Annotated in this window: 18 protein-coding genes and 1 pseudogene; 12 read left to right on the top strand and 7 right to left on the bottom strand. The window is 66.8% G+C overall.

Annotated elements, in window-relative coordinates:
• Window positions 1–16: 16 nt before the first annotated feature.
• Both tilS and O8I58_RS05455 read right to left on the bottom strand, forming a co-directional pair.
• Window positions 17–1,324 carry a tRNA lysidine(34) synthetase TilS gene (gene tilS, locus O8I58_RS05460; RefSeq protein WP_298321338.1) on the bottom strand — a complete coding sequence of 436 codons (1,308 nt, stop codon included), beginning with the start codon at window positions 1,322–1,324 and terminating at the stop codon, window positions 17–19.
• A 32-nt stretch (window positions 1,325–1,356) separates the two neighbouring features.
• Complete coding sequence (locus tag O8I58_RS05455; protein WP_298321336.1) at window positions 1,357–2,286, bottom strand: ankyrin repeat domain-containing protein; 930 nt, start codon at window positions 2,284–2,286, stop codon at window positions 1,357–1,359.
• Between the two features lie 126 nt (window positions 2,287–2,412).
• On the opposite strand from O8I58_RS05455, the pseudogene radA reads away from it, so the two are divergent.
• From radA to O8I58_RS05440, 3 genes and pseudogenes are all read left to right on the top strand, one after another.
• Window positions 2,413–3,805: pseudogene (gene radA, locus O8I58_RS05450) on the top strand (DNA repair protein RadA).
• A gap of 174 nt (window positions 3,806–3,979) precedes the next feature.
• Complete coding sequence (locus O8I58_RS05445; protein ID WP_298321333.1) at window positions 3,980–4,363, top strand: DUF805 domain-containing protein; 384 nt, start codon at window positions 3,980–3,982, stop codon at window positions 4,361–4,363.
• Window positions 4,364–4,487: 124 nt separating this feature from the next.
• Window positions 4,488–5,099, top strand: a complete 612-nt coding sequence (locus O8I58_RS05440; RefSeq protein WP_298321331.1) for an HI_0983 family protein — start codon at window positions 4,488–4,490, stop codon at window positions 5,097–5,099.
• 109 nt (window positions 5,100–5,208) lie between these two features.
• On the opposite strand, the gene tsf is transcribed toward O8I58_RS05440, so the two are convergent.
• Entirely contained in the window at window positions 5,209–6,087 is an 879-nt protein-coding gene (tsf, locus tag O8I58_RS05435; protein WP_298321330.1) for a translation elongation factor Ts, read from the bottom strand.
• A 139-nt stretch (window positions 6,088–6,226) separates the two neighbouring features.
• The gene (gene rpsB / locus O8I58_RS05430) at window positions 6,227–7,009 is read right to left on the bottom strand and encodes a 30S ribosomal protein S2 (RefSeq protein ID WP_298321328.1); all 783 of its coding nucleotides are present in this window, start codon (window positions 7,007–7,009) and stop codon (window positions 6,227–6,229) included.
• A 651-nt stretch (window positions 7,010–7,660) separates the two neighbouring features.
• On the opposite strand from rpsB, the gene map reads away from it, so the two are divergent.
• From map to O8I58_RS05395, 7 genes are all read left to right on the top strand, one after another.
• Window positions 7,661–8,437 carry a type I methionyl aminopeptidase gene (gene map / locus O8I58_RS05425; protein ID WP_298321327.1) on the top strand — a complete coding sequence of 259 codons (777 nt, stop codon included), beginning with the start codon at window positions 7,661–7,663 and terminating at the stop codon, window positions 8,435–8,437.
• Window positions 8,438–8,463: 26 nt separating this feature from the next.
• Window positions 8,464–11,064 carry a [protein-PII] uridylyltransferase gene (glnD, locus tag O8I58_RS05420; protein ID WP_298321325.1) on the top strand — a complete coding sequence of 867 codons (2,601 nt, stop codon included), beginning with the start codon at window positions 8,464–8,466 and terminating at the stop codon, window positions 11,062–11,064.
• Window positions 11,065–11,101: 37 nt separating this feature from the next.
• Window positions 11,102–11,947: a 2,3,4,5-tetrahydropyridine-2,6-dicarboxylate N-succinyltransferase gene (gene dapD / locus O8I58_RS05415; RefSeq protein WP_298321324.1), complete on the top strand. Its 846-nt coding sequence runs from the start codon at window positions 11,102–11,104 to the stop codon at window positions 11,945–11,947.
• 305 nt (window positions 11,948–12,252) lie between these two features.
• Window positions 12,253–12,615 carry an arsenate reductase gene (locus O8I58_RS05410; protein WP_298321322.1) on the top strand — a complete coding sequence of 121 codons (363 nt, stop codon included), beginning with the start codon at window positions 12,253–12,255 and terminating at the stop codon, window positions 12,613–12,615.
• Window positions 12,612–13,754, top strand: a complete 1,143-nt coding sequence (gene dapE / locus O8I58_RS05405; protein WP_298321320.1) for a succinyl-diaminopimelate desuccinylase — start codon at window positions 12,612–12,614, stop codon at window positions 13,752–13,754. The genes O8I58_RS05410 and dapE overlap by 4 nt, the downstream gene beginning before the upstream one ends.
• A gap of 264 nt (window positions 13,755–14,018) precedes the next feature.
• Window positions 14,019–15,713: an asparagine synthase B gene (gene asnB, locus O8I58_RS05400; protein WP_298321318.1), complete on the top strand. Its 1,695-nt coding sequence runs from the start codon at window positions 14,019–14,021 to the stop codon at window positions 15,711–15,713.
• Window positions 15,710–16,333: a LysE family translocator gene (locus tag O8I58_RS05395; protein ID WP_298321316.1), complete on the top strand. Its 624-nt coding sequence runs from the start codon at window positions 15,710–15,712 to the stop codon at window positions 16,331–16,333. The genes asnB and O8I58_RS05395 overlap by 4 nt, the downstream gene beginning before the upstream one ends.
• 16 nt (window positions 16,334–16,349) lie before the next feature.
• On the opposite strand, the gene O8I58_RS05390 is transcribed toward O8I58_RS05395, so the two are convergent.
• Complete coding sequence (locus O8I58_RS05390; RefSeq protein ID WP_298321314.1) at window positions 16,350–17,411, bottom strand: right-handed parallel beta-helix repeat-containing protein; 1,062 nt, start codon at window positions 17,409–17,411, stop codon at window positions 16,350–16,352.
• Window positions 17,412–17,651: 240 nt separating this feature from the next.
• Here O8I58_RS05390 and O8I58_RS05385 point away from each other — a divergent pair, with 240 nt between their 5' ends.
• Window positions 17,652–18,020, top strand: a complete 369-nt coding sequence (locus tag O8I58_RS05385; protein WP_298321312.1) for a response regulator — start codon at window positions 17,652–17,654, stop codon at window positions 18,018–18,020.
• Between the two features lie 17 nt (window positions 18,021–18,037).
• Here O8I58_RS05385 and O8I58_RS05380 read toward each other — a convergent pair whose 3' ends face one another.
• On the bottom strand, window positions 18,038–20,473 hold the full coding sequence (locus O8I58_RS05380; RefSeq protein WP_298321310.1) for a penicillin acylase family protein: 2,436 nt from the start codon (window positions 20,471–20,473) through the stop codon (window positions 18,038–18,040).
• Window positions 20,474–20,636: 163 nt separating this feature from the next.
• Between O8I58_RS05380 and bfr the strand changes: the two genes are divergently transcribed.
• A complete protein-coding gene (gene bfr / locus O8I58_RS05375; protein WP_298321309.1) occupies window positions 20,637–21,125 on the top strand; it encodes a bacterioferritin in 489 nt (162 codons plus the stop codon).
• Between the two features lie 256 nt (window positions 21,126–21,381).
• On the opposite strand, the gene O8I58_RS05370 is transcribed toward bfr, so the two are convergent.
• Window positions 21,382–22,041, bottom strand: a complete 660-nt coding sequence (locus O8I58_RS05370) for a thiopurine S-methyltransferase (protein ID WP_298321307.1) — start codon at window positions 22,039–22,041, stop codon at window positions 21,382–21,384.
• Between the last annotated feature and the right edge of the window lie 10 nt (window positions 22,042–22,051).

The following is a 22,051-nucleotide window of genomic DNA, read 5'->3' as shown; positions in this document are numbered from 1 at the left end:
GCGAGGTGCCGGTGGGTCAATCGCGGCCGGGCGGCGACCAGTGCAGGGAGGCTGCATTTTCCTGCAGCCAGCGGGCGAATCCGCTCGAATAGATGGCATCGCCCGCCGCCAGGACCTCGCCATGCGCATCGCGTAGCAGTGGCAGCTGGAGCCGTCGCCACGGCGGCATGCCGGCATCCTGCAGGACGTGTTTGAGCGCGTGCGAGTGACGGCGGCCGGGCAGGGTGATGCGCTCCCCGCCACGGCGGGCCGTGACGTGGACCGGTGCGTCGAACGCGCCGATGCCGCGCAGTTGCAACCGGCCGCCAGCGGGAAGTTGCAGTACCTGGCGGCCATCCCATTCGGCCTGCCAATCAAGGGCGAGTGGCGCAATGGCCAGGCCTGCATGCAGCTGATCGCCCCAGCGATGCAGGCAGGCGCCGTCCCATTCAAAGCATGCCTGCGCATCGGTACGTGCGATCAGCAGGCTGGACTCGACCTGGGCAACGCCGCGTGCGGGAAACGGCGGCAGCGCGCACTGCGCGATCCACAGGCGCAATACGCGTGCGCGTCGGGCGGCGTCCATGGCCTGCAGGGTAGTGACCGACAGCATCATCGGGTCCGCGGTGCGTGCGGCGTGCAATGCGGCCTGGTCCTGTTCGGTGAGCAGCTCGCTGGCCTGCGCATTCAGCGCGGCACTGCGCGCCAGTGCGGCATCGGCGTGCGGCCAGCGCTGGCGCAGCAGTGGCAACACCTGATGGCGCAGGAAATTGCGATCCAGCGCGGTGTCGGCATTGCTGCCGTCTTCGATCCAGTGCAGGCCCTGCGCCTGGGCATAGCCTGCGATCTCGCCGTGCGAAACAGACAGCCACGGCCGCCACAGCCAGCCGTCGGCGAACACGCGCCACGGCCGCATGGCCGCCAGGCCATCCGGCCCGGAAGCACGCAGGGCGCGCAGCAGGAAGGTCTCGGCCTGGTCGTCCTGATGGTGCGCGGCGACCAGCACGTCGCCAGGCGCCATCACCTGCGCGAAGGCAGCGTGCCGCGCGCGACGTGCGGCCGCTTCCAGGCCCTCGCCAGCGCTGCGATCAACAGTGACGCGCACCACCTGTAGCGGCACCTGCAGCGAGGCGCACAGCGCCGCACAGTGCGTGGCCCAAGCATCGGCGTCCGCCTGAAGGCCATGGTGCACATGGATGGCATGGACTTCGCGCCGGCCGCGCCACTGCGTTGCGATGGCATGCAGCAGTGCGCTCGAATCCAGTCCGCCACTCAGCGCCACATGCAAACGCGCGGTGGGCGCGCCGACGGGCACATGCGAAAGGGGATCGAGCAGCACGGACATCCTGCGATGGTGCCACGTCAGTCCGCGTCGCCCTAGAGTGCGATCTCGTTGTTGCCGCTTTCCTGCGCCTGTTGTCGCTCGTGTTCGCGCTCACGCATGCGCAGCGCCGGTGGCATCGGAGGGCGACCGATGTTGTGGTTCAGCAGCCAGGCTTGGCAGGCCTGCTGCCAGTCGCGCATCCGGGGGAGCGCGGTGGCGTAGAAGACGTCTTCTACGATCGGCATGCGGCCTTCGTTGGAATCGGCAGTCCCGGCCAGGCGCGAACCTGGCAGGTCGTGCATCCGGCGGGTCGGGTCGCCGCCGTGTTCCAGCAGCCAGTACAGGCGGTCGAAGCGGCCGATCCGCGAATACCAGCTCAGTACGGTGTCGTAGCCGTTGCCGGTATAGAGCGTGGTGTCCAGGTCGGCGCCGGACAGAACCAGGGCCTGCACGTTGTCCCAGTGGCCGCTGGCGAAGGCGACATACAGCAGCGGCTGGCCAGCGGCGTTGCGGCCGTTGGGGTCACCGCCGCGCATCAGTAGTTCGGTGAGGTAGCTGGAATCGGACATCGACGCGGCCGGCACCAGGGCGCTTTCCGCAGCCACGCCCATCGACTGCATGCGCGCATCGGGCGTGGCGCCGGCATTGAGCAGCAGGTGCAGGCCTTCGGGGTTGTGGGTGATGACCGGCCAGGCCAGGATTGGCCGGCCCAGGCGGTCGAAGAGCGTGTCCGGGTCGATCCCGCGTTCGTGCACCATCTTGTCGATGGCGTTCCAGTCGCGCCGGTCCACCGCGCGGGCCATCAATAGTCCATCACCGCTGAAGTAGGCCGCCGGATCGCGCTCGGGGTCGGCGCGGGGGATGGCTGGCATCGGCAGCAGCACGTACACGCACACCGCCACTGCCGGCAGCGCCAGCAGCACGTTCAGCAGCATGCGCGGGTGCCAGCGCGGGCGGGTCGAGGGCTGGATGAGGGCGGCCAAGAGCCTGGTTTTGGGGGGATGAACGTTGATCACTACGTTAAAACCTTCGCGCTGCGGTCGTGCGGGTCTCGCCCCAGGAGACGCGCCACCGCTACAGTGGCCGCCGGATTTCCAAGGGATCGCTTCATGGCCAAGGCCACCTCCAGGGCGCGCACCGCCTACGTCTGCGGCGAATGCGGCGCTGAGTACAACAAGTGGCAGGGCCAGTGCAGCGAGTGCAATGCGTGGAATTCGCTGTCGCAGATTGTGCTGGAACCGGCCGGTGGCGCGCCTCCGGCCGCGCGGCGCTCCGGGTGGGCGGGCAAGACCGAAGCGCCGAAGATCACCGCGCTCAAGGACGTGCGCAACGGTGAGGAAGTGCGCGTGTCCACCGGCATCGGTGAGCTTCGACCGCGTGCTCGGCGGCGGCCTGGTGGAAGGCGCGGTGGTGCTGGTCGGCGGCGATCCGGGCATCGGCAAATCCACGCTGCTGCTGCAGGCGCTGGCCAGCATGGCCGCCACGCTGCCGGTGCTGTACGTCACCGGTGAAGAGTCGCTGGCCCAGGTTGCCGGTCGGGCGATCCGCCTGGACTTGCCGCTAGACGGGTTGAATGCGCTGGCCGAAACCGGGATCGAACACATCCTGCAGCACGCCTCGGCCGCCCGGCCCAAGCTGATCGTCGCCGATTCGGTGCAAACCCTGTGGACCGAAACCCTGACCGCCGCGCCCGGTTCGGTCAGCCAGGTGCGCGAGAGCGCCGCGCGCCTGGTGCGCTATGCCAAGGAGACCGGCACGGCCGTGTTCCTGGTCGGCCACGTCACCAAGGAAGGCGGCATCGCCGGCCCGCGCGTGCTGGAGCACATGGTCGATGCGGTGCTGTATTTCGAGGGCGAGTCGGGTAGCCGTTTCCGCCTGCTGCGTGCCTTCAAGAACCGTTTCGGCGCGGTCAACGAACTGGGCGTGTTCGCGATGGGCGAGAAGGGCCTGAAGGAAGTCTCCAATCCTTCGGCGATCTTCCTGTCCGGCGGCAGCACCCGCCAACCCGGCAGCTGCGTGATGGTGACGCGCGAAGGCACGCGTCCGCTGCTGGTGGAAGTGCAGGCACTGGTCGACGCTTCGCCGTTGTCCAACCCGCGTCGCGTCGCCGTGGGCCTGGAGCAGAACCGGTTGGCGATGCTGCTGGCGGTGCTGCATCGCCACGGCGGGATCATGGTGGGCGACCAGGACGTCTTCATCAACGTGGTCGGCGGCATCCGCGTGCAGGAAACCGCCGCAGACCTGCCGGCGCTGCTGGCGGTGTTGTCCTCGCTGCGCGATGCGCCGCTGGCCGACAAGACGATTGCCTTTGGCGAAGTCGGCCTGTCCGGCGAGATCCGGCCCGTGCCCAACGGTGAGGACCGCCTGAAGGAAGCGGCCACCCACGGCTTCAAGCGCGCCATCGTGCCCAAGGCCAACGCGCCCAAGGCGACGAGCATCAAGGGCATGGAAGTGGTCGCCGTCGAACGCCTGTCAGATGCGCTGGAAGCGGCGTTCGGCTGAGTCGACACATGGTTGAAGTCGCGCCTGGCGAGTACGGCCATGCATGAAGTGTGATCGCCCGGCTGGTCGTTCTTCCGCTGCACGGCTTAATATGCGCGCCCCGCATGGATGCGAGGCATCGCAGCGCGGTGCCCGCCACCCATGCATGTCGTTTGAACTGCAAGGAGTGATGGGATGGAGTGGATGTTGATGCCGCTGAAGCGCTATGCGGATTTTTCCGGGCGCTCGCGTCGCAAGGAGTACTGGATGTTCCTCCTGTTCTACATGGTGGCGCTGCTGGCGACCGTGATGGTGATGGTCCTGGGCGCGGCCCTGGTGTCGCCTGCCGAACGTCCCGGCGCACTGAGCTACGTGGGCTTCGCGTTGATGATGCTGTTGATCCTGGCGCTGCTGCTCCCCAGCCTGGCCGTGCAGGTGCGCCGCTTCCACGACATGGACAAGTCCGGCTGGTTCGTCCTGATCAATTTCGTCCCCTATGTCGGCGGCTTCATCGTGATGGTCATGATGATGATGGAAGGCACGCCCGGTCCGAACCGCTTCGGCCAGGCCGTCAAGTAAGGACTCCATCCACTGCCTGACACAGGAAAAGGCCGCCGTGAGGTGGCCTTTTTGCTTCCTGCACTATGCTGGCAAGTACGGGCATCGCAGGGTGCGGTGCCTTCCAGCGATCAAGGAGTCGATCATGAAAAAGCGTTCACGCCTGTTGTCCCTGTCCGCGCTGTGCTTGCTGTTGGGAAGTTGGCAGGTGGCCGCGCCACTGTATGCGGCCGAACCGGCCGTCGAGCGCCTCGGGGTTCCAGGGCCACTGAGCTTTGCCGGCCAGTCGTTCGAACTGTCCTGGAGTTCGCACCCCACGCCCGATCTTTACAAGCAGGAATACGTCCCTGCGGGGCAGGATGTTGAGCGATATCGGGATATGTTGATGATTGACGTCCGGATCGGAGGGGCGAATGCATCGCAGATGGCACTGGCCATTGATGCCCAGGTGCAGGAGCGCCGCAAAAGCGATCCGGTCGCCAATTCAGAGGTGGTCATCAGCGCGGATGGTACGGAGGCAACCGTTGATATGTTGATGTCCGCCACCGGCGACGATGGCCAGGTTTTCGTCGAGTGGAGCGCGCACCGCTATGTGACCGACACCAGTGGGCAGGGGACGCGGATGTTCGGCATCACGCGTCGTGCCTACGGCGACCAGGCGGTCACGGCGATGCTGCAGGGGCTCAAGCAGAAGCGTGTCGACGAGATCAATGCGCTCAAGACCTCGCGGATGCCGGAGATCGAACTGGCCAGGTGAGGGCCCTCCGGGGGCTTTCAGCGCGCCGACCGCGCCCAATGGCGCAACAAAAAAGGCCGCGGTTTCCCGCGGCCTTTCTTTCATGCATGCAACCAGGAACGAGGCTGGGTCAGACCTGCATCGCCTTGGCCACTTCGGCGGCGTAGTCTTCCACCACCTTCTCGATGCCTTCGCCCACCACCAGCAGCTGGAAGCCGGCGACGTCGCCGCCTGCAGCCTTGAGCACCTGCTCGACGGTCTTGTCGCCGTCCAGCACGTAGTTCTGGCCGTACAGGGTCACTTCGCTGACGATCTTGTTGATCTTGCCGCTGATGATCTTTTCCAGGATGTCGGCCGGCTTGGACTTGTCCTTCTCGGACATCTTGGCCAGTTCGATTTCCTTTTCCTTTTCGACGAAGTCGGCAGGCACGTCGGCAGCCTTGTTGTGCGGCGGCTTCAGGGCAGCCACGTGCATGGCCAGGCCACGGGCCAGTTCGGCGTCGCCACCGATCAGCTCGACCAGCACGCCGACCTTGCCGTTGGTGTGCACGTAGGCACCGATGTTGCCGGTGGTGTCGACCTTGGCCAGGCGACGGATCTGGATGTTTTCACCCAGCGTCTGGATCGCGGTGGCGCGGGCTTCTTCGACGGTCTGGCCCGAAGCCAGCTTGGCCGACTTCAGTGCTTCCACGTCGGCAGCGCCGGACGCCAGTGCAGCAGCGGCAACGGTGTCGACGAAGGTCTTGAAGTTGATGTCGTTGGCGACGAAGTCGGTTTCCGAGTTGACTTCGACCAGCACGGCCTTGCCGCCGTCCTGGGCCAGGCCCAGGCGGCCTTCGGCGGCCACACGGTCAGCCTTCTTGTCTGCCTTGGCAGCGCCGGACTTGCGCAGGGCTTCGGCAGCGGCGTTGATGTCGCCGCCGGCTTCGGTGAGTGCCTTCTTGCACTCCATCATGCCGGCGCCGGTGCGCTCGCGCAGTTCCTTGACCAGGGAAGCAGTGATTTCCACGGTGATGACCTCAGTGTTTGCTTGGGTATTGGGTTGGAAGGCGCTTCGCGCCACTCCAAGCGACAACGGCGGGACTTGAAGCCCGCCGCTGGGGCCGACGCGCGAACATGCCGCGCCGGCGTTGCACGACGATGACGCCTTAGGCGGCGGCTTCGTCGTTCTTGCGGCCACGACGGGCCGGCTTGGCTTCGGCGTTGCCTTCGCTGAACTCTTCTTCGCGCACGGTGGCGTTGTTCGGCGAGGCAGCCTTGCCTTCCAGCACGGCGTCGGCGGCGGCGCGGGCGTACAGCTGCACGGCGCGGATGGCGTCGTCGTTGCCCGGGATGGCGTAGTCGACCAGGGCCGGGTCGTAGTTCGAGTCAACCACGGCGACCACCGGGATGCCGAGCTTCTTGGCTTCCTTGATGGCGATGTCTTCGTGGCCGATGTCGATGACGAACAGGGCGTCGGGCAGGCGGTTCATTTCCTTGATGCCGCCCAGCGAGGCCAGCAGCTTCTCGCGCTCGCGGCGCAGGCCCAGCACTTCGTGCTTGACCAGCTTCTCGAAGGTGCCGTCGGTTTCAGCGGCTTCCAGTTCCTTCAGGCGGGCAACCGACTTCTTCACCGTGGCGAAGTTGGTCAGGGTGCCGCCCAGCCAACGCTGGGTCATGAACGGCATGCCGCAACGCTCGGCTTCTTCCTTGATGGAATCGCGGGCGCTGCGCTTGGTGCCGATGAACAGGACGGTGCCGCGCTTCTGGGCGATGGCGCTGATGAAGTTCATCGCGTCAACGAACAGCGGCAGGGTCTTTTCCAGGTTGATGATGTGGATCTTGCCGCGGGCGCCGAAGATGTACGGCGCCATCTTGGGGTTCCAGTAGCGGGTCTGGTGGCCGAAATGGACGCCGGCTTCCAGCATCTGGCGCATGGTGATCTGGGACATTGCAAAACTCCAAGGCAGTGGAACCAACCGCGTATTTGGATGCGGTTTTGATGGTTCCGGGGTTGGGCCTCCCTGCTGCTTCCGTGGCCGAACCTTCTTGCGAAGGCACCCCGGCACGGGTGTTGGCAGCAGGTGTGTATTCGCCGGTGACGCCCGGCGTGGGCGGTCTATGCAGGCCTGGTGGCCTTGCAGAGCCGGCGGATTATAGCCGCGCGGCGGGCAGTGGCGCAAATCACGCCAGTGCCAGGGGTGTTCAGGAAAAGAGCGGGGCGGCGGCCATCAGGATGACGAGCAGCAGCAGGCGGCGGGAAGAGGTCAGGCGCATGGCGGTGTGCAGTTCCGGGGGATGTGGCCAGCGCGACATGCGCGGCCTGCCCTTGGGTAAGCAGGCTGCGTGCCAACGCCTGAACAGGCCTGAGGCCTGCCGGTAATGAGACGCCGTTGGCACTCCCGCGCCCATGCGGCGTACCGCGTGCGTCACTTTTGGCCGTGTCGTGGGCATGGGGGGGGCTCGGGGAAATCGTGCGACCGGGTCGGGTGTGGGCGGCATCGGGCCATGGCCGGGCTAGCGGCCGACGCGCTTGTCGCGTTCCTGTATCGATACAACATCGTTCCGTTCAGGCAGGGGCGGAATCGGCGATAATGGGTGCCATGAGCATCCAACTGAAATCCGCCGCCGATCTGGAAAAAATGCGCGTCGCAGGCCGCCTGGCCGCCGAAGTGCTGCAGGTCGTGGCGCCACACGTGAAGCCAGGCGTGACCACCGCCGAGCTGGACCGCATCTGCCACGACCATATCGTCAAGGTGCAGGACGCCATCCCGGCCAATGTCGGCTACCGTGGCTTCCCGGCCACGGTCTGCACGTCGGTCAATAACGTGATCTGCCACGGCATCCCGAACGAAGGCAAGGTCCTCAAGGACGGCGACATCGTCAACATTGATGTCACCGTCATCAAGGACGGCTGGCACGGCGATACCAGCCGCATGTATATCGTCGGCACGCCGTCGGTGATGGCCAAGCGCCTGGTCGATGTCACGCGCGAAGCCATGTTCCGTGGCATCCGTGCGGTCAAGCCGGGTGCGACCCTGGGCGATGTCGGTCATGCGATCCAGCAGTACGCCGAGGGCGAACGCTTCAGCGTCGTGCGCGAGTACTGCGGCCACGGCATCGGCACCGTGTACCACGACGAACCGCAGGTGCTGCATTACGGGCGTCCTGGCGATGGCGTGGTGCTCAAGCCGGGCATGACCTTCACCATCGAGCCGATGATCAATGAAGGCACCCGCTACACCAAGACCCTGCCCGATGGCTGGACCGTGGTCACCAAGGACCGCAAGCTCTCGGCGCAGTGGGAGCACACCGTGGCGGTGACCGAAGATGGCGTGGAAATCCTGACCCGGGTGCCGGGCGACGACAACGACCTGTGAGTCAGTCGGCGGCCGCGAACGATGCCGTGCAGCGGCCGCCCCTGAGCGCCGAGCCCTCCTGCGATAGCGAGTGGTCGCAGCAGGCGCGTGCCGCGCTGGCGGCAACGGATGAAAAGCTTGCGCGTCGTTTCGACGATGTCGATCGCATCGATCGCGTGCTTGCCTTGCGCGCGCGCGCGGTCGACCACCTGCTCGGCGAGGCGTGGCGCCGCTGTTTCCCGACCGACGTTGGTCTGTCGCTGTTCGCTGTTGGCGGCTATGGCCGTGGTGAGTTGTTTCCGCATTCGGACGTGGACGTGCTGGTGCTGGGTGATTCCGATGCCCAGCAGCGCGGACATGAAGCGCTGGCCCGCTGCCTGGCGCTGGTCTGGGATGTCGGCCTGAAGCTCAGCCATGCGGTGCGTTCGCCGCAGGAATGCACCGAGGCCGCCGAAGACCAGACCGTGCTGACCGCGTTGATCGAGGCGCGGCCGCTGATTGCCGGCGAGGGTGCGCGCAAGGCACTGGCGCAGGCCGTCGCGCCAGACCAAGTCTGGGCGCCGCGTGAGTTCTTCGCGGTCAAGCGCGAGGAAATGCGCCTGCGCCATGCGCGCTTCGGCGATACCTCCGACAACCTGGAGCCGGACATCAAGGATGGTCCGGGCGGCCTGCGTGACCTGCACACCCTGGGCTGGATGGCGCTGCGCACCTTTGGCGTGCGCGACCTGGAAGCCCTGGTCGGCATGGACCAGCTGGGCCCGGACGAAGCTGCGGCACTGGCGCGCGAGCGACGCGTGCTGGGCCGGCTGCGCTATGGCTTGCACCTGATGGCCGGCCGGCCGGAGGAGCGCCTGCGCTTCGATTACCAGAAGACCCTGGCCGCGCACCTGGGCTATGCCGACGCGCCGGGCAGCCTGGCGGTCGAACAGATGATGCAGGGCTTCTACCGCAGCGCGGCCATCGTGCGGCGGATCAGCGACCGCTTGCTGCAGCGCTTCGAAGAGCAGTTCGAAGGCGAGGCCGTGCCGCAAGCGCTGGACGAGGCCTTCGAGCTGCACCGCAATTACCTGGCCGCCAGCGGCGCCCAGTGGCCGCGCGATGTCGGTGACGTGTTCAGTCTGTTCGCCATCTGGGCGGCACAGCCACGGATCAGTGGCCTGCACTCGCGGACCGCGCGGGCGCTGGCCGAGGCGCTGCCGACGCTGAAGCCCTACACCGGCGCGACCGCCGAACAACGCGCGCAGTTCCTCGCCCTGATGCGTGGGCCGCGCGCGGTGGACACGCTGGCGCGGATGGCGCGCCTGGGGGTGCTGAGCCAGTGGCTGCCGGCATTCGCGCAGGTGTCAGGGCGCATGCAGTTCGACCTGTTCCATGTGTATACGGTCGACCAGCACACCTTGATGGTGTTGCGGAACCTGGCCGCGTTTTCCAGCGGCCGCGCCGACGAGCGCTTTTCGATCGCCCATGAAGTCTGGCCGCGCCTGCGCAAGCCGGAACTGCTGTTGCTGGCCGGGTTGTTCCATGACATCGCCAAGGGCCGTGGTGGCGATCATTCCGAGCTGGGTTCGGTCGACGCGCGCGCCTTCTGCGAAGCGCACGGGCTCAACGCGTCCGATACCGGGCTGGTGACCTGGCTGGTGGAACAGCACCTGCGCATGTCGGTCACCGCGCAGAAGCAGGACATCGCCGACCCGGAAGTCATCCATCGCTTCGCCACCGTGATCGGCGACCGCGAGCACCTGGACTACCTGTACCTGCTGACCTGCGCCGATATCGCCGGCACCAGTCCCAAGCTGTGGAATGCCTGGAAGGACCGGTTGCTGGCCGACCTGTATTTCGCCACCCGGCGCGTCCTGCGCGAAGGCCTGGAGCAACCGGTAGCCGTGGAGCAGCGGGTGGTCGAAGGGCGCGAGGCCACCCGCACCCTGATGCAGCAGCAGGGCTTCGACGCGGAGACCATCGCGCGCCAGTTCGCCGAAATGCCGGAGGAAAGCTTCATGCGCTTCCGGCCCGAGCAGCTGGCCTGGCAGGCTGGGGCGCTGGTGGACGTACAGATGGGCCAGACCCTGGTCCAGGTGCGGCACATCGACGAGGACGCGGTGGCGATGGAGGTGTTCGTCCATTCGCCCGACCGCGATGGCCTGTTCGCCGCGATCGTAGCCACGCTGGATCGGCTGGGTTTCGGCATCCACCAGGCGCGTGTGCTGGTCGGGCCGCACGGCACGGTGTTCGATACCTTCGAAATCCTCCCCGCCGACACCTACGCCAATTCCGATCCGGCGACGGTGGTCGCGTCGCTGCGCCGTGCGCTGGATGGCGCGCTGGACCAGGTGCGCGTGTCCCAGCGCACCGTGCCGCGCCAGCTGCGGCATTTCCGCTTTCCGCCGCGTTTTGAGTTCGGCAACACGCTCGATGGCCGCTATACCGTGCTGGACCTGGTCGCGCCAGACCGCCCGGGCCTGCTGGCACAGCTGGCACAGGTGCTGCGCCTGCAGCGCCTGCGCGTGCACGATGCGCGTATCGCCACCTTCGGCGAACGCGCCGAGGACGTGTTCCACCTCAGTGACGAGGCCGATCAGCCACTGACCGACGACAAGCGCGAGGCCCTGCGCGAGGCCCTGCGTGCGCGGCTCGAAGCCGCGGCCTGATTCACTTCTCCTCCCATCTCCAGGAAACCCCCGCTCCATGTCCGCAGTCGATATCCAAACCCTCAAGTCCACCCTGGAAGACGCCTTCGAGCGCCGCGCCGACCTGACCGCCGACGAGATCAGCGGCCAGGTGCGCCCGGCCGTGTACGCGGCCATCGACGGACTGGAGTCCGGTGCGCTGCGCGTGGCCGAACCCAAGGCCGAGGGCGGCTGGCAGGTCAACGAGTGGCTGAAGAAAGCCGTGCTGCTGTACTTCCGGGTCAACGACATGGCCGTGGTGGAGGCCGAGCCGGCGCCGTTCTGGGACAAGGTCGAAGCGCGCTTTGCCGGCTATGACGCGGCCAAGTTCAAGGCCGGCGGCGTGCGCGTGGTGCCGGGTGCAGTCGCCCGTCGCGGCACGTACTTCGGCAAGGACGTGGTGCTGATGCCCAGCTTCACCAACATCGGCGCCCACGTGGGCGAAGGCACGATGGTCGATACCTGGGCGACGGTGGGTTCGTGCGCGCAGATCGGCAAGCACTGCCACCTGTCTGGCGGCGCCGGCATCGGCGGCGTGCTGGAGCCGCTGCAGGCTGCACCGACGATCATCGAGGACCATTGCTTCATCGGTGCACGTTCGGAGGTGGTTGAAGGCGTGGTCGTCGGCCACCACAGCGTGATCGGCATGGGCGTGTTCCTGAGCCAGTCCACCCGCATCTACAACCGCGCCACTGGCGAGGTTTCCTACGGCTACGTGCCGCCGGGCAGCGTGGTGGTGTCCGGTTCGCTGCCGGCCAAGGATGGGTCGCATTCGCTGTACGCGGCGGTCATCGTCAAGCAGGTCGACGAGAAAACCCGCAGCAAGACCAGCGTCAACGACCTGCTGCGCGGCCTGGCGGACTGATCGTTCGACATCCTGCTGTTTGATGCCAAGGGCCGCGATTGCGGCCCTTGGCTTTTGGGTGCCGTCGGACGGTGTGCAGGGAGATCGCGCCCGCGCCTGCACCCACCGGACGACGGTTGCCGCATCGTCTACCATCGTCACCCGCTGGGCGATGCCGATGGCCACCATCGCGTCACGCCCAACCAACGCATGTCCTTCGACGCGTAGGGTCATTCCTGCCGATGAAGGCCACCCACGAGGGCGTCCCGGCGCATCCGCTGCGCTGACCTTTCGCCCGCGAGTCCACGCAATCCGAGAGCCGCCGCATGACCGCCACCATCTACGGACTGAAGAACTGCGATACCTGCAAGAAGGCCACCAAGTGGCTGGACCGTTTCGGTGTCGCGTATGCCTTCGTCGATTACCGTGACAACAAGCCTTCGCCGGAGACGCTGGTCGAATGGGCAGGCAAGGCCGGCGGCTTCGATACGCTGGTCAACAAGTCCTCGACCACCTGGCGGCAGCTGCCGGATAACCGCAAGGCGCCCGGCAGCGATGCCGAATGGAAGCTGCTGCTGCGCGAACATCCGCAGCTGATTCGTCGCCCGGTGGTGATCACCGATGACGGGGCGCTGAGCCAGGGCTTTTCCGATAACGGCTTCAAGGCCCGCTTCGGGATCGCGCCGTGAGCGCGCCGGCCAACAGCGATGTGTTCGATCTGACGGTCGATCTGGTCTCGCGCGCTTCGATCACGCCCGACGACGCGGGTTGCCAGGCGTTGATCGCCGGGCGCCTGCAGGCAGCTGGCTTCAACTGCGAACACCTGCGTTTCGGCGCGGTCGACAACCTGTGGGCCACCCATGGCAGCGGTGCGCCGGTGCTGGTGCTGTTGGGCCATACCGACGTGGTGCCGACCGGTCCGGTCGAAGCGTGGGCCAGCGATCCCTTCAAGCCCGAAGTGCGCGATGGCAATCTCTATGGTCGCGGTACCGCCGACATGAAGGGCAGCGTCGCGGCATTCGTGGTCGCCGCCGAGCAGTACGTCGCTGCCCATCCGCAGCACACAGGCACGCTCGCCGTGCTGGTGACCAGCGATGAGGAAGGCGATGCCATTGATGGCGTGCGCCATGTCGCCACGGTGTTCGCCGAGCGCGGGCAGGGCATCGACTGGTGCATCACCGGTGAGCCATCGTCCACCGACACGCTGGGTGACCTATTGCGCGTCGGCCGTCGCGGCAGCCTGACCGGCACGCTGACCGTGAAGGGCGTACAAGGCCACGTCGCTTATCCGCACAAGGCACGCAATCCGATCCACCAGGCCGCCGCCGCGCTGGCCGAGCTGACCGCGCGCCATTGGGACGATGGCTACGAGAGCTTCCCGCCGACCAGCCTGCAGGTGTCCAACATCCATGCCGGCACCGGCGCCAGCAACGTGATCCCGGGCGAGCTGCAGGTGCTGTTCAACCTGCGCTACAACCCGCACTGGGATGCACCGAAACTGGAGGCCGAGATTGCCGCGCTGCTGCAGCGGCACGGGCTGGAATACGCGCTGAAGTGGCACCGCAGTGGCGAGCCGTTCTACACGCCGGAAGGCCGCCTGCGCAGCGTCGCGCGCGAGGTGCTGGGCGAATTCGCGGGCAGCGCGCCGGAAGAGAGCACCGGCGGCGGTACGTCCGATGCGCGTTTCATCGCGCCGCTGGGCGCACAGTGCATCGAGGTCGGCCCGGTCAATGCCACCATCCACCAGATCGATGAACACGTCCGCGTGGCCGACCTGGAACGGCTGCCGGACCTGTACCGGGTCCTGATCGAACGGTTGCTGGCGTAACAGTTGCGCTGCAACAAACACCCGGGTTAAGTTCGCTCACATGCTGTCCAGCCGCGCCAACGTCGTGAACAACAACAACCGCAATAATCTGCGCGCGAACAATCGTGCGCGGCCGATGCGGGTCTGCGACTAGGCAAAGAACGGAACAGCCAAGGAATCAGAAAACCCGCATCGCAGGATGCGGGTTTTTTTTATGTCTGAACTGCCAGCCCATCCTTACCCTCACATCACCTTCTTTGTAAGGCATATCCCAGGAGTTTCCCCATGTGTTCGATCTTCGGCATCTTCGGCCTGCAGTCTGGCGATGATCTTGGCGCGCTGCGCCGTCAGGCCCTGGAGTGCTCGCAGCGCCAGCGTCACCGCGGACCCGACTGGAGCGGTGTGTACGTGGATGACGGTGCGATCCTGGTCCACGAGCGCCTGGCCATCGTCGATCCGGCCGGCGGTTCGCAGCCGCTGCTGAGTGAGGACGGCGCGCTGGCGCTGGCGGTCAATGGCGAGATCTACAACCACGCCGAACTCAAGGCCGAGCTGAAGCAGCCCTACGCCTTCCAGACCGGTTCGGACTGCGAGGTGATCAACGCGCTGTACCGCGAAGATTCGGTCGAGTCTTTCCTCAACCGCCTCAACGGCATCTTCGCCTTCGCGCTGTGGGACAAGGCCACCGGCCACGCGATCATCGCCCGCGACACCATGGGCGTGTGCCCACTGTACTGGGGGCATGACAAGGAAGGGCGCTTGCGCGTTGCGTCGGAAATGAAGTCGCTCAGCGAAGCCTGCGCCGATGTGGCGCAGTTCCCGCCGGGCCACTGGTACGACACCGCCACCGGCGAGCTAAAGCAGTATTACAAGCGCCCGTGGCGCGACTACGATGCGGTCAAGGATGTCGAAGTCTCCAAGCAGGAACTGCGCGAAGCCTTCGAAGCCGCCGTGCATCGCCAGCTGATGACCGATGTGCCCTACGGCGTGCTGCTGTCCGGTGGCCTGGATTCGTCGTTGGTCGCGGCCGTGGCTGCGCGCTATGCACGCCACCGCATCGAGGATGGCGACAAGACCGAAGCCTGGTGGCCGCGCCTGCACTCGTTCGCGATCGGCCTGAAGGGCTCGCCGGACCTGGCCGCTGCGCAGATCGCCGGCGATGCGCTGGGTACCGTGCACCACGGCTTCGAATACACCTTCGAAGAAGGCCTGGACGCGCTGCCGGAAGTCATCAAGCACATCGAAACCTATGACGTGACCACCATCCGCGCGTCCACGCCGATGTTCCTGCTGGCGCGCCGGATCAAGGCGATGGGTGTGAAGATGGTGCTCAGTGGTGAGGGCAGCGACGAGATCTTCGGTGGCTATCTGTACTTCCACAAGGCGCCGAACGCACGCGAATTCCATGAGGAGCTGATCCGCAAGCTGGACGCGCTGTACAACTACGACTGCCTGCGCGCGAACAAGTCGATGATGGCCTGGGGCGTGGAGCCGCGCGTGCCGTTCCTGGACCGCGAGTTCATGGACGTGGCCATGCGCATGGATGCCTCGCACAAGATGATCACCGTCGGTGCCGATGGCAAGAAGCGCATCGAGAAGGCGGTGCTGCGCGAAGCGTTCGAAGGCTATCTGCCCGATTCCATCCTGTGGCGCCAGAAGGAGCAGTTCAGTGATGGCGTTGGCTATGGCTGGATCGATGGCCTGAAGGCGCACGCCGAGGCGCAGGTGACCGATCGCGAACTGGCTGCGGCCGATAAGCGCTTCCCGGTGAATCCGCCGCTGACCAAGGAGGCGTACTTCTACCGTACGTTGTTCGAGCAGGCGTTCCCGTCGCCGGCCGCGGCCGAGACCGTGCCGGGTGGCAAGTCGATTGCCTGCTCCTCGCCGGCGGCGATTGCCTGGGATGCCAGCTTCGCCAACGCGGCCGATCCGTCGGGTCGCGCGATTGCCGGCGTACACGCGCAGGCGCTGGCCTCGTGAGCGAGTCCGGCGGCGCCTTGTTGGCCGTCGCCGGCGTCCTGGCACTGGGGGCGATGAGTCCCGGTGCCAGCTTCATCCTGGTCGCGCGGCTGGCGGCGACGCGTTCGCGCGCCGCCGGCCTGGCGGCTGCGGTGGGCATGGGCCTTGGGTGTGCCGTGTTCGCCCTGCTTGCCTTGTGCGGTCTGCAGGCGCTGCTGGAGCGCGTGCCGGCCTTGCACCGGGTGCTGTCGGTCGCCGGTGGCGCCTACCTGCTGTGGCTGGCCTGGCGGATGTGGCAGCGCGACCCGGCCGATGAAGGTGTTGCCGCGTCAGCGCTGGAGGGTGGCACGCGCGGTGCCTTCGTACTGGGCCTGCTGACCCAGCTGGGCAACCCGCAGACGGCGTTGGTGTTCGCCAGCATGTTCGCGGCGCTGCTGCCGCCGGTCCGTGCGGCAACGGATTACCTCGTGCTGCCGGCGCTGGCGTTCACGATCGATGCGCTGTGGTTCGCGCTGGTGGCCTGCGCACTGTCCGCGCCACTGCCACAGCGATGGTGGTTGCGGGCGCGGCGTCCGCTGGACCGTTGCAGTGCGGCGCTGATGGCGGGATTGGGAACCCGCCTTCTGCTGCGTGCACCCTGAGCAGGGCACTGGTTGCTCAGGGCTCGTGGCGCACGCAGTAGCCGTAGCGCTGCGGGTCGATGTCCACGCCTGAGGCCGTGGCCTGGTTGCTGGCCTTCCAGACATTGGGCTTGAAGGCCTCGCTGGTGCAATTGGCGGCCTTATCCACACCGATGGTGTAGGTGAACGGGTCCTTGTCGAAGTGATTGGCATCGAAGGTGTTGTTCTGGCTGACGCTGTTGTCCCAGCACTGGGTGCTGCCGTCGGCGTTGCGGAAGCGGATCGCGCAGGTCAGGAACACGCCGGCACCGTGGTTGCCGCTGAAGGTGTTGTTGACGAACAGGTTGTTGCGTGAGTTGGACAGGTAGGCGCCCTGGCTGCCGTTGTTGGCCAGCACGTTGTTGCGGATCTGGCTGTCGTTGATCTCTTCGGCGGTGATGCCGGCGGCGACGTTGTCGTGCACGTTGTTGTCATGCATGTCCACCCTGGAAGTGCTGTTGAACGACACGCCATCCCAGATCGCACCGAACACCTCGTTGTGGTCGATGGTGATGTCGCTGCTGTGCTGCTCGGTCAGCAGGCAGGCGCTGCGGCAGTTGCTGGCCTTGAGCCGGGTCAGGCGCACGTTGATGCCACGGCGCACGACCACAGCGCTATTGCTCAGGTACGGGCGCTCGGGCATGAATTCCTTTTCCGCCTTGCCGCCGATCAGGGCCATGTCGGAGATGGTGATGTTCTGGATGGGCTGCGCCGGCACCTGCTCGGCCGAATCGCCTACCACCAGTAATGGTTGCTGCACGCCATCGCGCATGTGCAACACGGTCTTCGGGCCTACGCCGCGCAGGGTGGTGTTGTCGCGCAGGAGCGAGATCAGGCCCTGCAGCTGGTAGTCGCCCGCGGACAGGCACAGCACGGCAGGCTGCCCGTCGCCGGGAAGGGCGTTGATCGCGCCCTGCAGGTTGTCTTCGGGACCGACCTTGGCGGTGCAGGCTGCGCGGTCGTCGGACGCTGCCGCATCGGCCGGCGGTGCGGCGAAAGCCGCTGCCAGCAACGCGGCACAGGGCAGCGGGAACGTGGAAAGCCAGGAGCGTTGTGTCATTCGAGCGAGACCTGTCGCGTGGGGGAGTCAGCGCACGCCACGGTCTTCGTGCGGCGGTGCAGCAGCATTGTCACTGCACGATCATCAGCGCAGCGTGCATCCAGGCTTTACAGGGCGGGATTGCGGCCGGCCGGGCCAGCCGGCGTTCATCGGTGCTTGAAAGAACACGTTTTCTTGTCGCCGGCCTGGCCATAGTGCGCCCATGCCCGTCAGACGCCCCGCCGAAGTTCGATGAGTGCCATGGCAAGACACCTGCGCATCCTGATGGTCGATGACAACCCGGAATTACTGCGCGTTCTGCAGGAAGGACTGGCCAGGTATGACGTCGAGGTGGTGACCGCGCTGGATGCGTCACAAGCCATCGACATCCTGATCCATGACCAGGGCTTCGATGTGCTGGTGAGCGATGTGCTGATGCCCAGGGGGCTGTCGGGGGTGCAGCTGGTGGAAATGATCTCGCGCGAGCATCCGCAGATCGCCGTGGTGCTGACGTCGGGCTATGCGCAGTCGCAGCTGCCGCCGCTGCCACGTGGCGTGCGTTTTCTGCCCAAGCCGTACCAGTTCGGCGGCCTGATGTCGGCGTTGACCGAAGAGGCCCGCCTGCCCTGAAGCAGGTCAGCCAGGCCTCATTGTGGCTGCAGGGTCAGCGTGTGTTGGGTTGCGCCCGGCAGGAAAGGCGTTTCCCTGCCGCTGACCCAATCCTCGTGGCCGGCGCCCCAATAGGGCGAGAGCGGATGGCCGCTTTGCCCACCCGGCATGTGGATGATGCCGTCGGCCTCGTGGCCGGGCGACACCACCATGCGTTCGGATGCGCCGAAACCCGGTGCCTGCACGCGTGGCATGTCGCCCGCGCCGGGCAACGGGTCGGCCGGCATGCACAGCAGTCGCTTGGCCCGCCAGGGCAGGGCGGCCGCCAGGGGATGGCAGATCCTGGCGGTGTTGTGTTCGCCCCAGGTGCGGGTGTCCAGCGGTGCGTCCTTGGACAGGTCATCGCGGACCCGGGCAGCGGCGGCTTCCAGCAGGCGGCTCCAGCCCTGGGTGTCGTTGCAGTCCTTCGGTGCCGATGCCATCGCTGCGCAGCTGTCGCGGCGGGGCAGCAGGTTGACGGGCCGTTGCTGCAGCAGCGACCACAGCACGCCTTCGAACTGCGGGAGGTCGGGCATCGTGAAGTCCGGCCCCAGCCTGGCGCGGGCGGGGGCGGTCAGGCCGTCTTCGACCCGCGCCTGTACGGCCAGCCGCCACGCACGGACCAGGCGAAAGCTCACCGAATCGACATTGGCACTGCCGTCCCAGTGCGCGGCGGCGCTGCCCAGTTCACGCAGTGCCGAACCGGCTGGCGCGGCCTTGGCCTCGGTCTGCAGCAACGCCCACCAGCGCTGCAGGAAGATCGCGCGCCGATCCAGCTGGATCGCCAGCAGGGCGCGTTCATCTGGCTGCTCCAGGCGCTGCAGGTCGTCGCGGATCTGCTGCGCCCGCGCGCCAAGCTGATAACCACCATCGCCCAGGGTTGCCAGCAACGGACCATCGGCAACGCGGTTGTTGGCGGTCCACAGCCGGCCATCGGCCGGATCCGTGAGCGCAGTGGCCTGGGTGGTCGAGATCGGCCAGGGCGGACACGGCGTGGCGGCCTTGCCGGTGTCATCCACGGCGGCCGAAGCGGTGGGCAGGACGAGCCGTTCGGAACCGCAGCCAGGCGTGCGCTGCGGCAGCGGGCCGAGCAGGCGCCAGGCGATCCGGCCGGAGGCATCGGCCAGCAGCAGGTTCTGCGCGGGTACGGCGATGCCGTCGGTCGCCCGCAATGCCGCGTCCAGATCGCCGGCGCGGGCCAGTTCGGACAGGCCCAGGTTGAGCGCCCCGGGCAGGTGCCCCACCCAGCGCAGGGCCAGCGCCTGGCCGTCGGGCAGGTCCTGGACCAGCGGGCCTTGTTCGGTCTCGCGCACGTCCAGGGCTTCGTCGGCAGCACCGGCCACCGCGATGCGCTCGTGGTGCACGGTCAAAGCGGCGCAGCCTTGTGTACGTAGCGTGGTGCATGGCGTGACCCGGAACAGGTCGGCGGTCGCGGCATAGCCGTTGGTGAAGCCCCAGGCCACATGCGTGTTGCTGCCAACGATGACGGCGGGCAGGCCGGGCAGGCTGAAGCCGGTGACGTCGACCTTGCCGCCGGCCGCCTGCGGGTCGGCGTAGCGCAGGCGCACCCGGAACCACAGATTGGGCGCGCGCAGGGCCAGGTGCATGTCGTCGGCCACGATCGCGCGACCATCGGCGGTCAGATTGCCGGCGATGGCGAAATTGTTGCTGCCTGGCGCCAGCGCTTCCGACGGCGCTGCGGCGGTGTGGTCGGGCGAAGGCAGTTCACGCAGGTCCACGCTGCCGGCATCCGGCAGCGTGGGAGTGGCGCGTGGGCCGCCCTGCAGCGGCGCGTCCCAGTCGCTGCCTTCAGTCGTGAGCAGGCTGAACAGGGCGGCCGGTAGCTGCTGTTTGAGCTGCCAGAGCGCCAGGCCGCGTGCATCGTCGGCGTCCTGCAGGTCGAAATACATGGCATCGCCGGTCAGGACCGTATCGGCATCGGTCCAGGGCTGCGGCGCCTGGCGCAACAGCAGGTACGGCCAGGGGCGCACTGCCAGGTCGGCCAGGCCGGCGTTGACGCCGGCTGTATAGGCCTGCAGTTCGCCGCGGTGCGAGCTGGCGAAGGCGGCCAGGTCGCCTTCGCCGCGGGCGCGCATGCGGTGCAGTCGATGCTGTCGGTCCACTGGCAACGCACGCGGGCCGAACAGCGCGGCGAGTTCACCGGCCGAAGTCCGGCGCATCAGGTCCATTTCGAAATAGCGCTCCTGTGCATGCACGTAGCCCAATGCGCGCGCGGCGTCGGCAGGACTGGCCGCGTCGATGGTCACCGTGCCCAGCGCATCGCGGGCGATGGTCACCGGGGCGGACAGGCCGGGCAGCCTCTGCTGGCCTTCCAGCATGGGCAGGCTGCCGCGGAGCAAGGCCCAGGCCAGCAATCCCGCCAGCACCGACAGGCCCAGCAGTGTCAGGAGACTCCATTTGATCCAGCGGGTCATGCGCTACTCGTGCGGCCGGGGCGCGCCGGCCTGTGGGGGGAATGATGGAGTGCTGCCGCGAAACCGGAGGGGGCAATCGGGCTGCAAGTGAAAGTGATTCCGATTAGAACACTGGCCGTCGCGATCCGGCACCATGCACGCAGTTTCCAGAGTCGAGCCCACCATGAAAGGTCATCCCGAAGTCGTCGCCTGCCTGATCGAACTGCTGCGTGGCGAGCTTGCCGCCCGCGATCAGTACTTCCTGCATTCGCGTCGTTACGAAGACCAGGGCCTGATGGCGCTGTACGAGCGCATCGGCCATGAGATGGAGGAGGAGACCGAGCACGCCGACGCGATCCTGCGCCGGATCCTGTTCCTGGAAGGCGACCCGGACATGCGGCCGCATGCCTTCAGCCCCGGCAAGACCGTGGTGGAAATGCTCGAAGCCGACCTGCAGACCGAGTACAAGGTGCGCGCCGACCTGGCTGCCGCGATGAAGCTCTGCGAAGAGAAGAAGGACTATGTCAGCCGCGACATGCTGCTGGCGCAGCTGCGCGACACCGAGGAAGACCACGCCTGGTGGCTGGAGCAGCAGCTGGGCCTGATCAAGCGCATCGGCCTGGCGCTGTACCAGACATCGAAGATGGACGGCGCGGGCCTGGCCAAGGAATAACCACGCACAGGTGTGGTGAACGAGAACGCCGGGCAAGCCCGGCGTTTTTGTGTGCGCAATGGCATTGCCCTGGATGCTTTGTAGAGCCGAGCTTGTGGCAATCCCCTCTTGGGGACTCCGCTGGGGCTTTCCCGTGATCTGGCAGCAGGGCGGCGGAGATGCTCCCTGTAGAGCGGAGCTTGCTCCGCTGCTTTCCGGTCAGGTCATGGGGAAGCCCCAGCGGAGTCCCCAAGAGGGGATTGCCACAAGCTCCGCTCTACAGGTCTCGCTGCAGGCGATACACCGCCGTCTCCAGCGACGTCACGCCTGCGGCGGCAAAGCGGGGCTCGTAGGAGAGGATGTCGCGACGCTCCAGCGCATCGACCTGCCAGCGGTCGGCGAACAACGCATCGACCTCGATCGGCACCACTGAGAACGGCGGCCCGGCCTTCTGCGCCTGCGGATATTCCAGGGTGATCAGCAGGCCCTGGGCGCCAGCGGGCATCGCCCCGTACACCTGGCTGACATAGCGTTCGCGCATCGGCTCGGGCAGGGCGATCAACGCCGCGCGGTCATACACGGCTGCGCAACCGGCCAAGGCGTTGGCATCGAGTGCGAACACATCGCCGCAGATCAGTTCGATGTTGCCGGCCACGTGATGCACGCCGTAGCGGCTTTCATGCACCTGCGGCTGCAGGCCGTGTTCGGTGAAGAACTGCTGCACCGCCAGCGGTGACAATTCGATGCCGAGTACGCGATGGCCTTGTGCGGCCAGCCACGGCATGTCCAGCGACTTGCCGGCCAGCGGTACGAACACCTGGCTGCCCACTGGCAGCGCCAGCGCCGGCCAATGCTTCTCCAGCAGTGGCATCACCCGCGCCTGGTGGAAGCCGGTCTGGCCCTGGTTCCAGCGCTGCAGCCAGAAATCGGCGTCCATCAGCGTCGTG

Origin of the sequence: Pseudoxanthomonas sp., from assembly GCF_027498035.1 — a bacterium.
Lineage (GTDB): Bacteria > Pseudomonadota > Gammaproteobacteria > Xanthomonadales > Xanthomonadaceae > Pseudoxanthomonas_A.
This window is presented reverse-complemented; position numbering and strand designations above follow the sequence as displayed.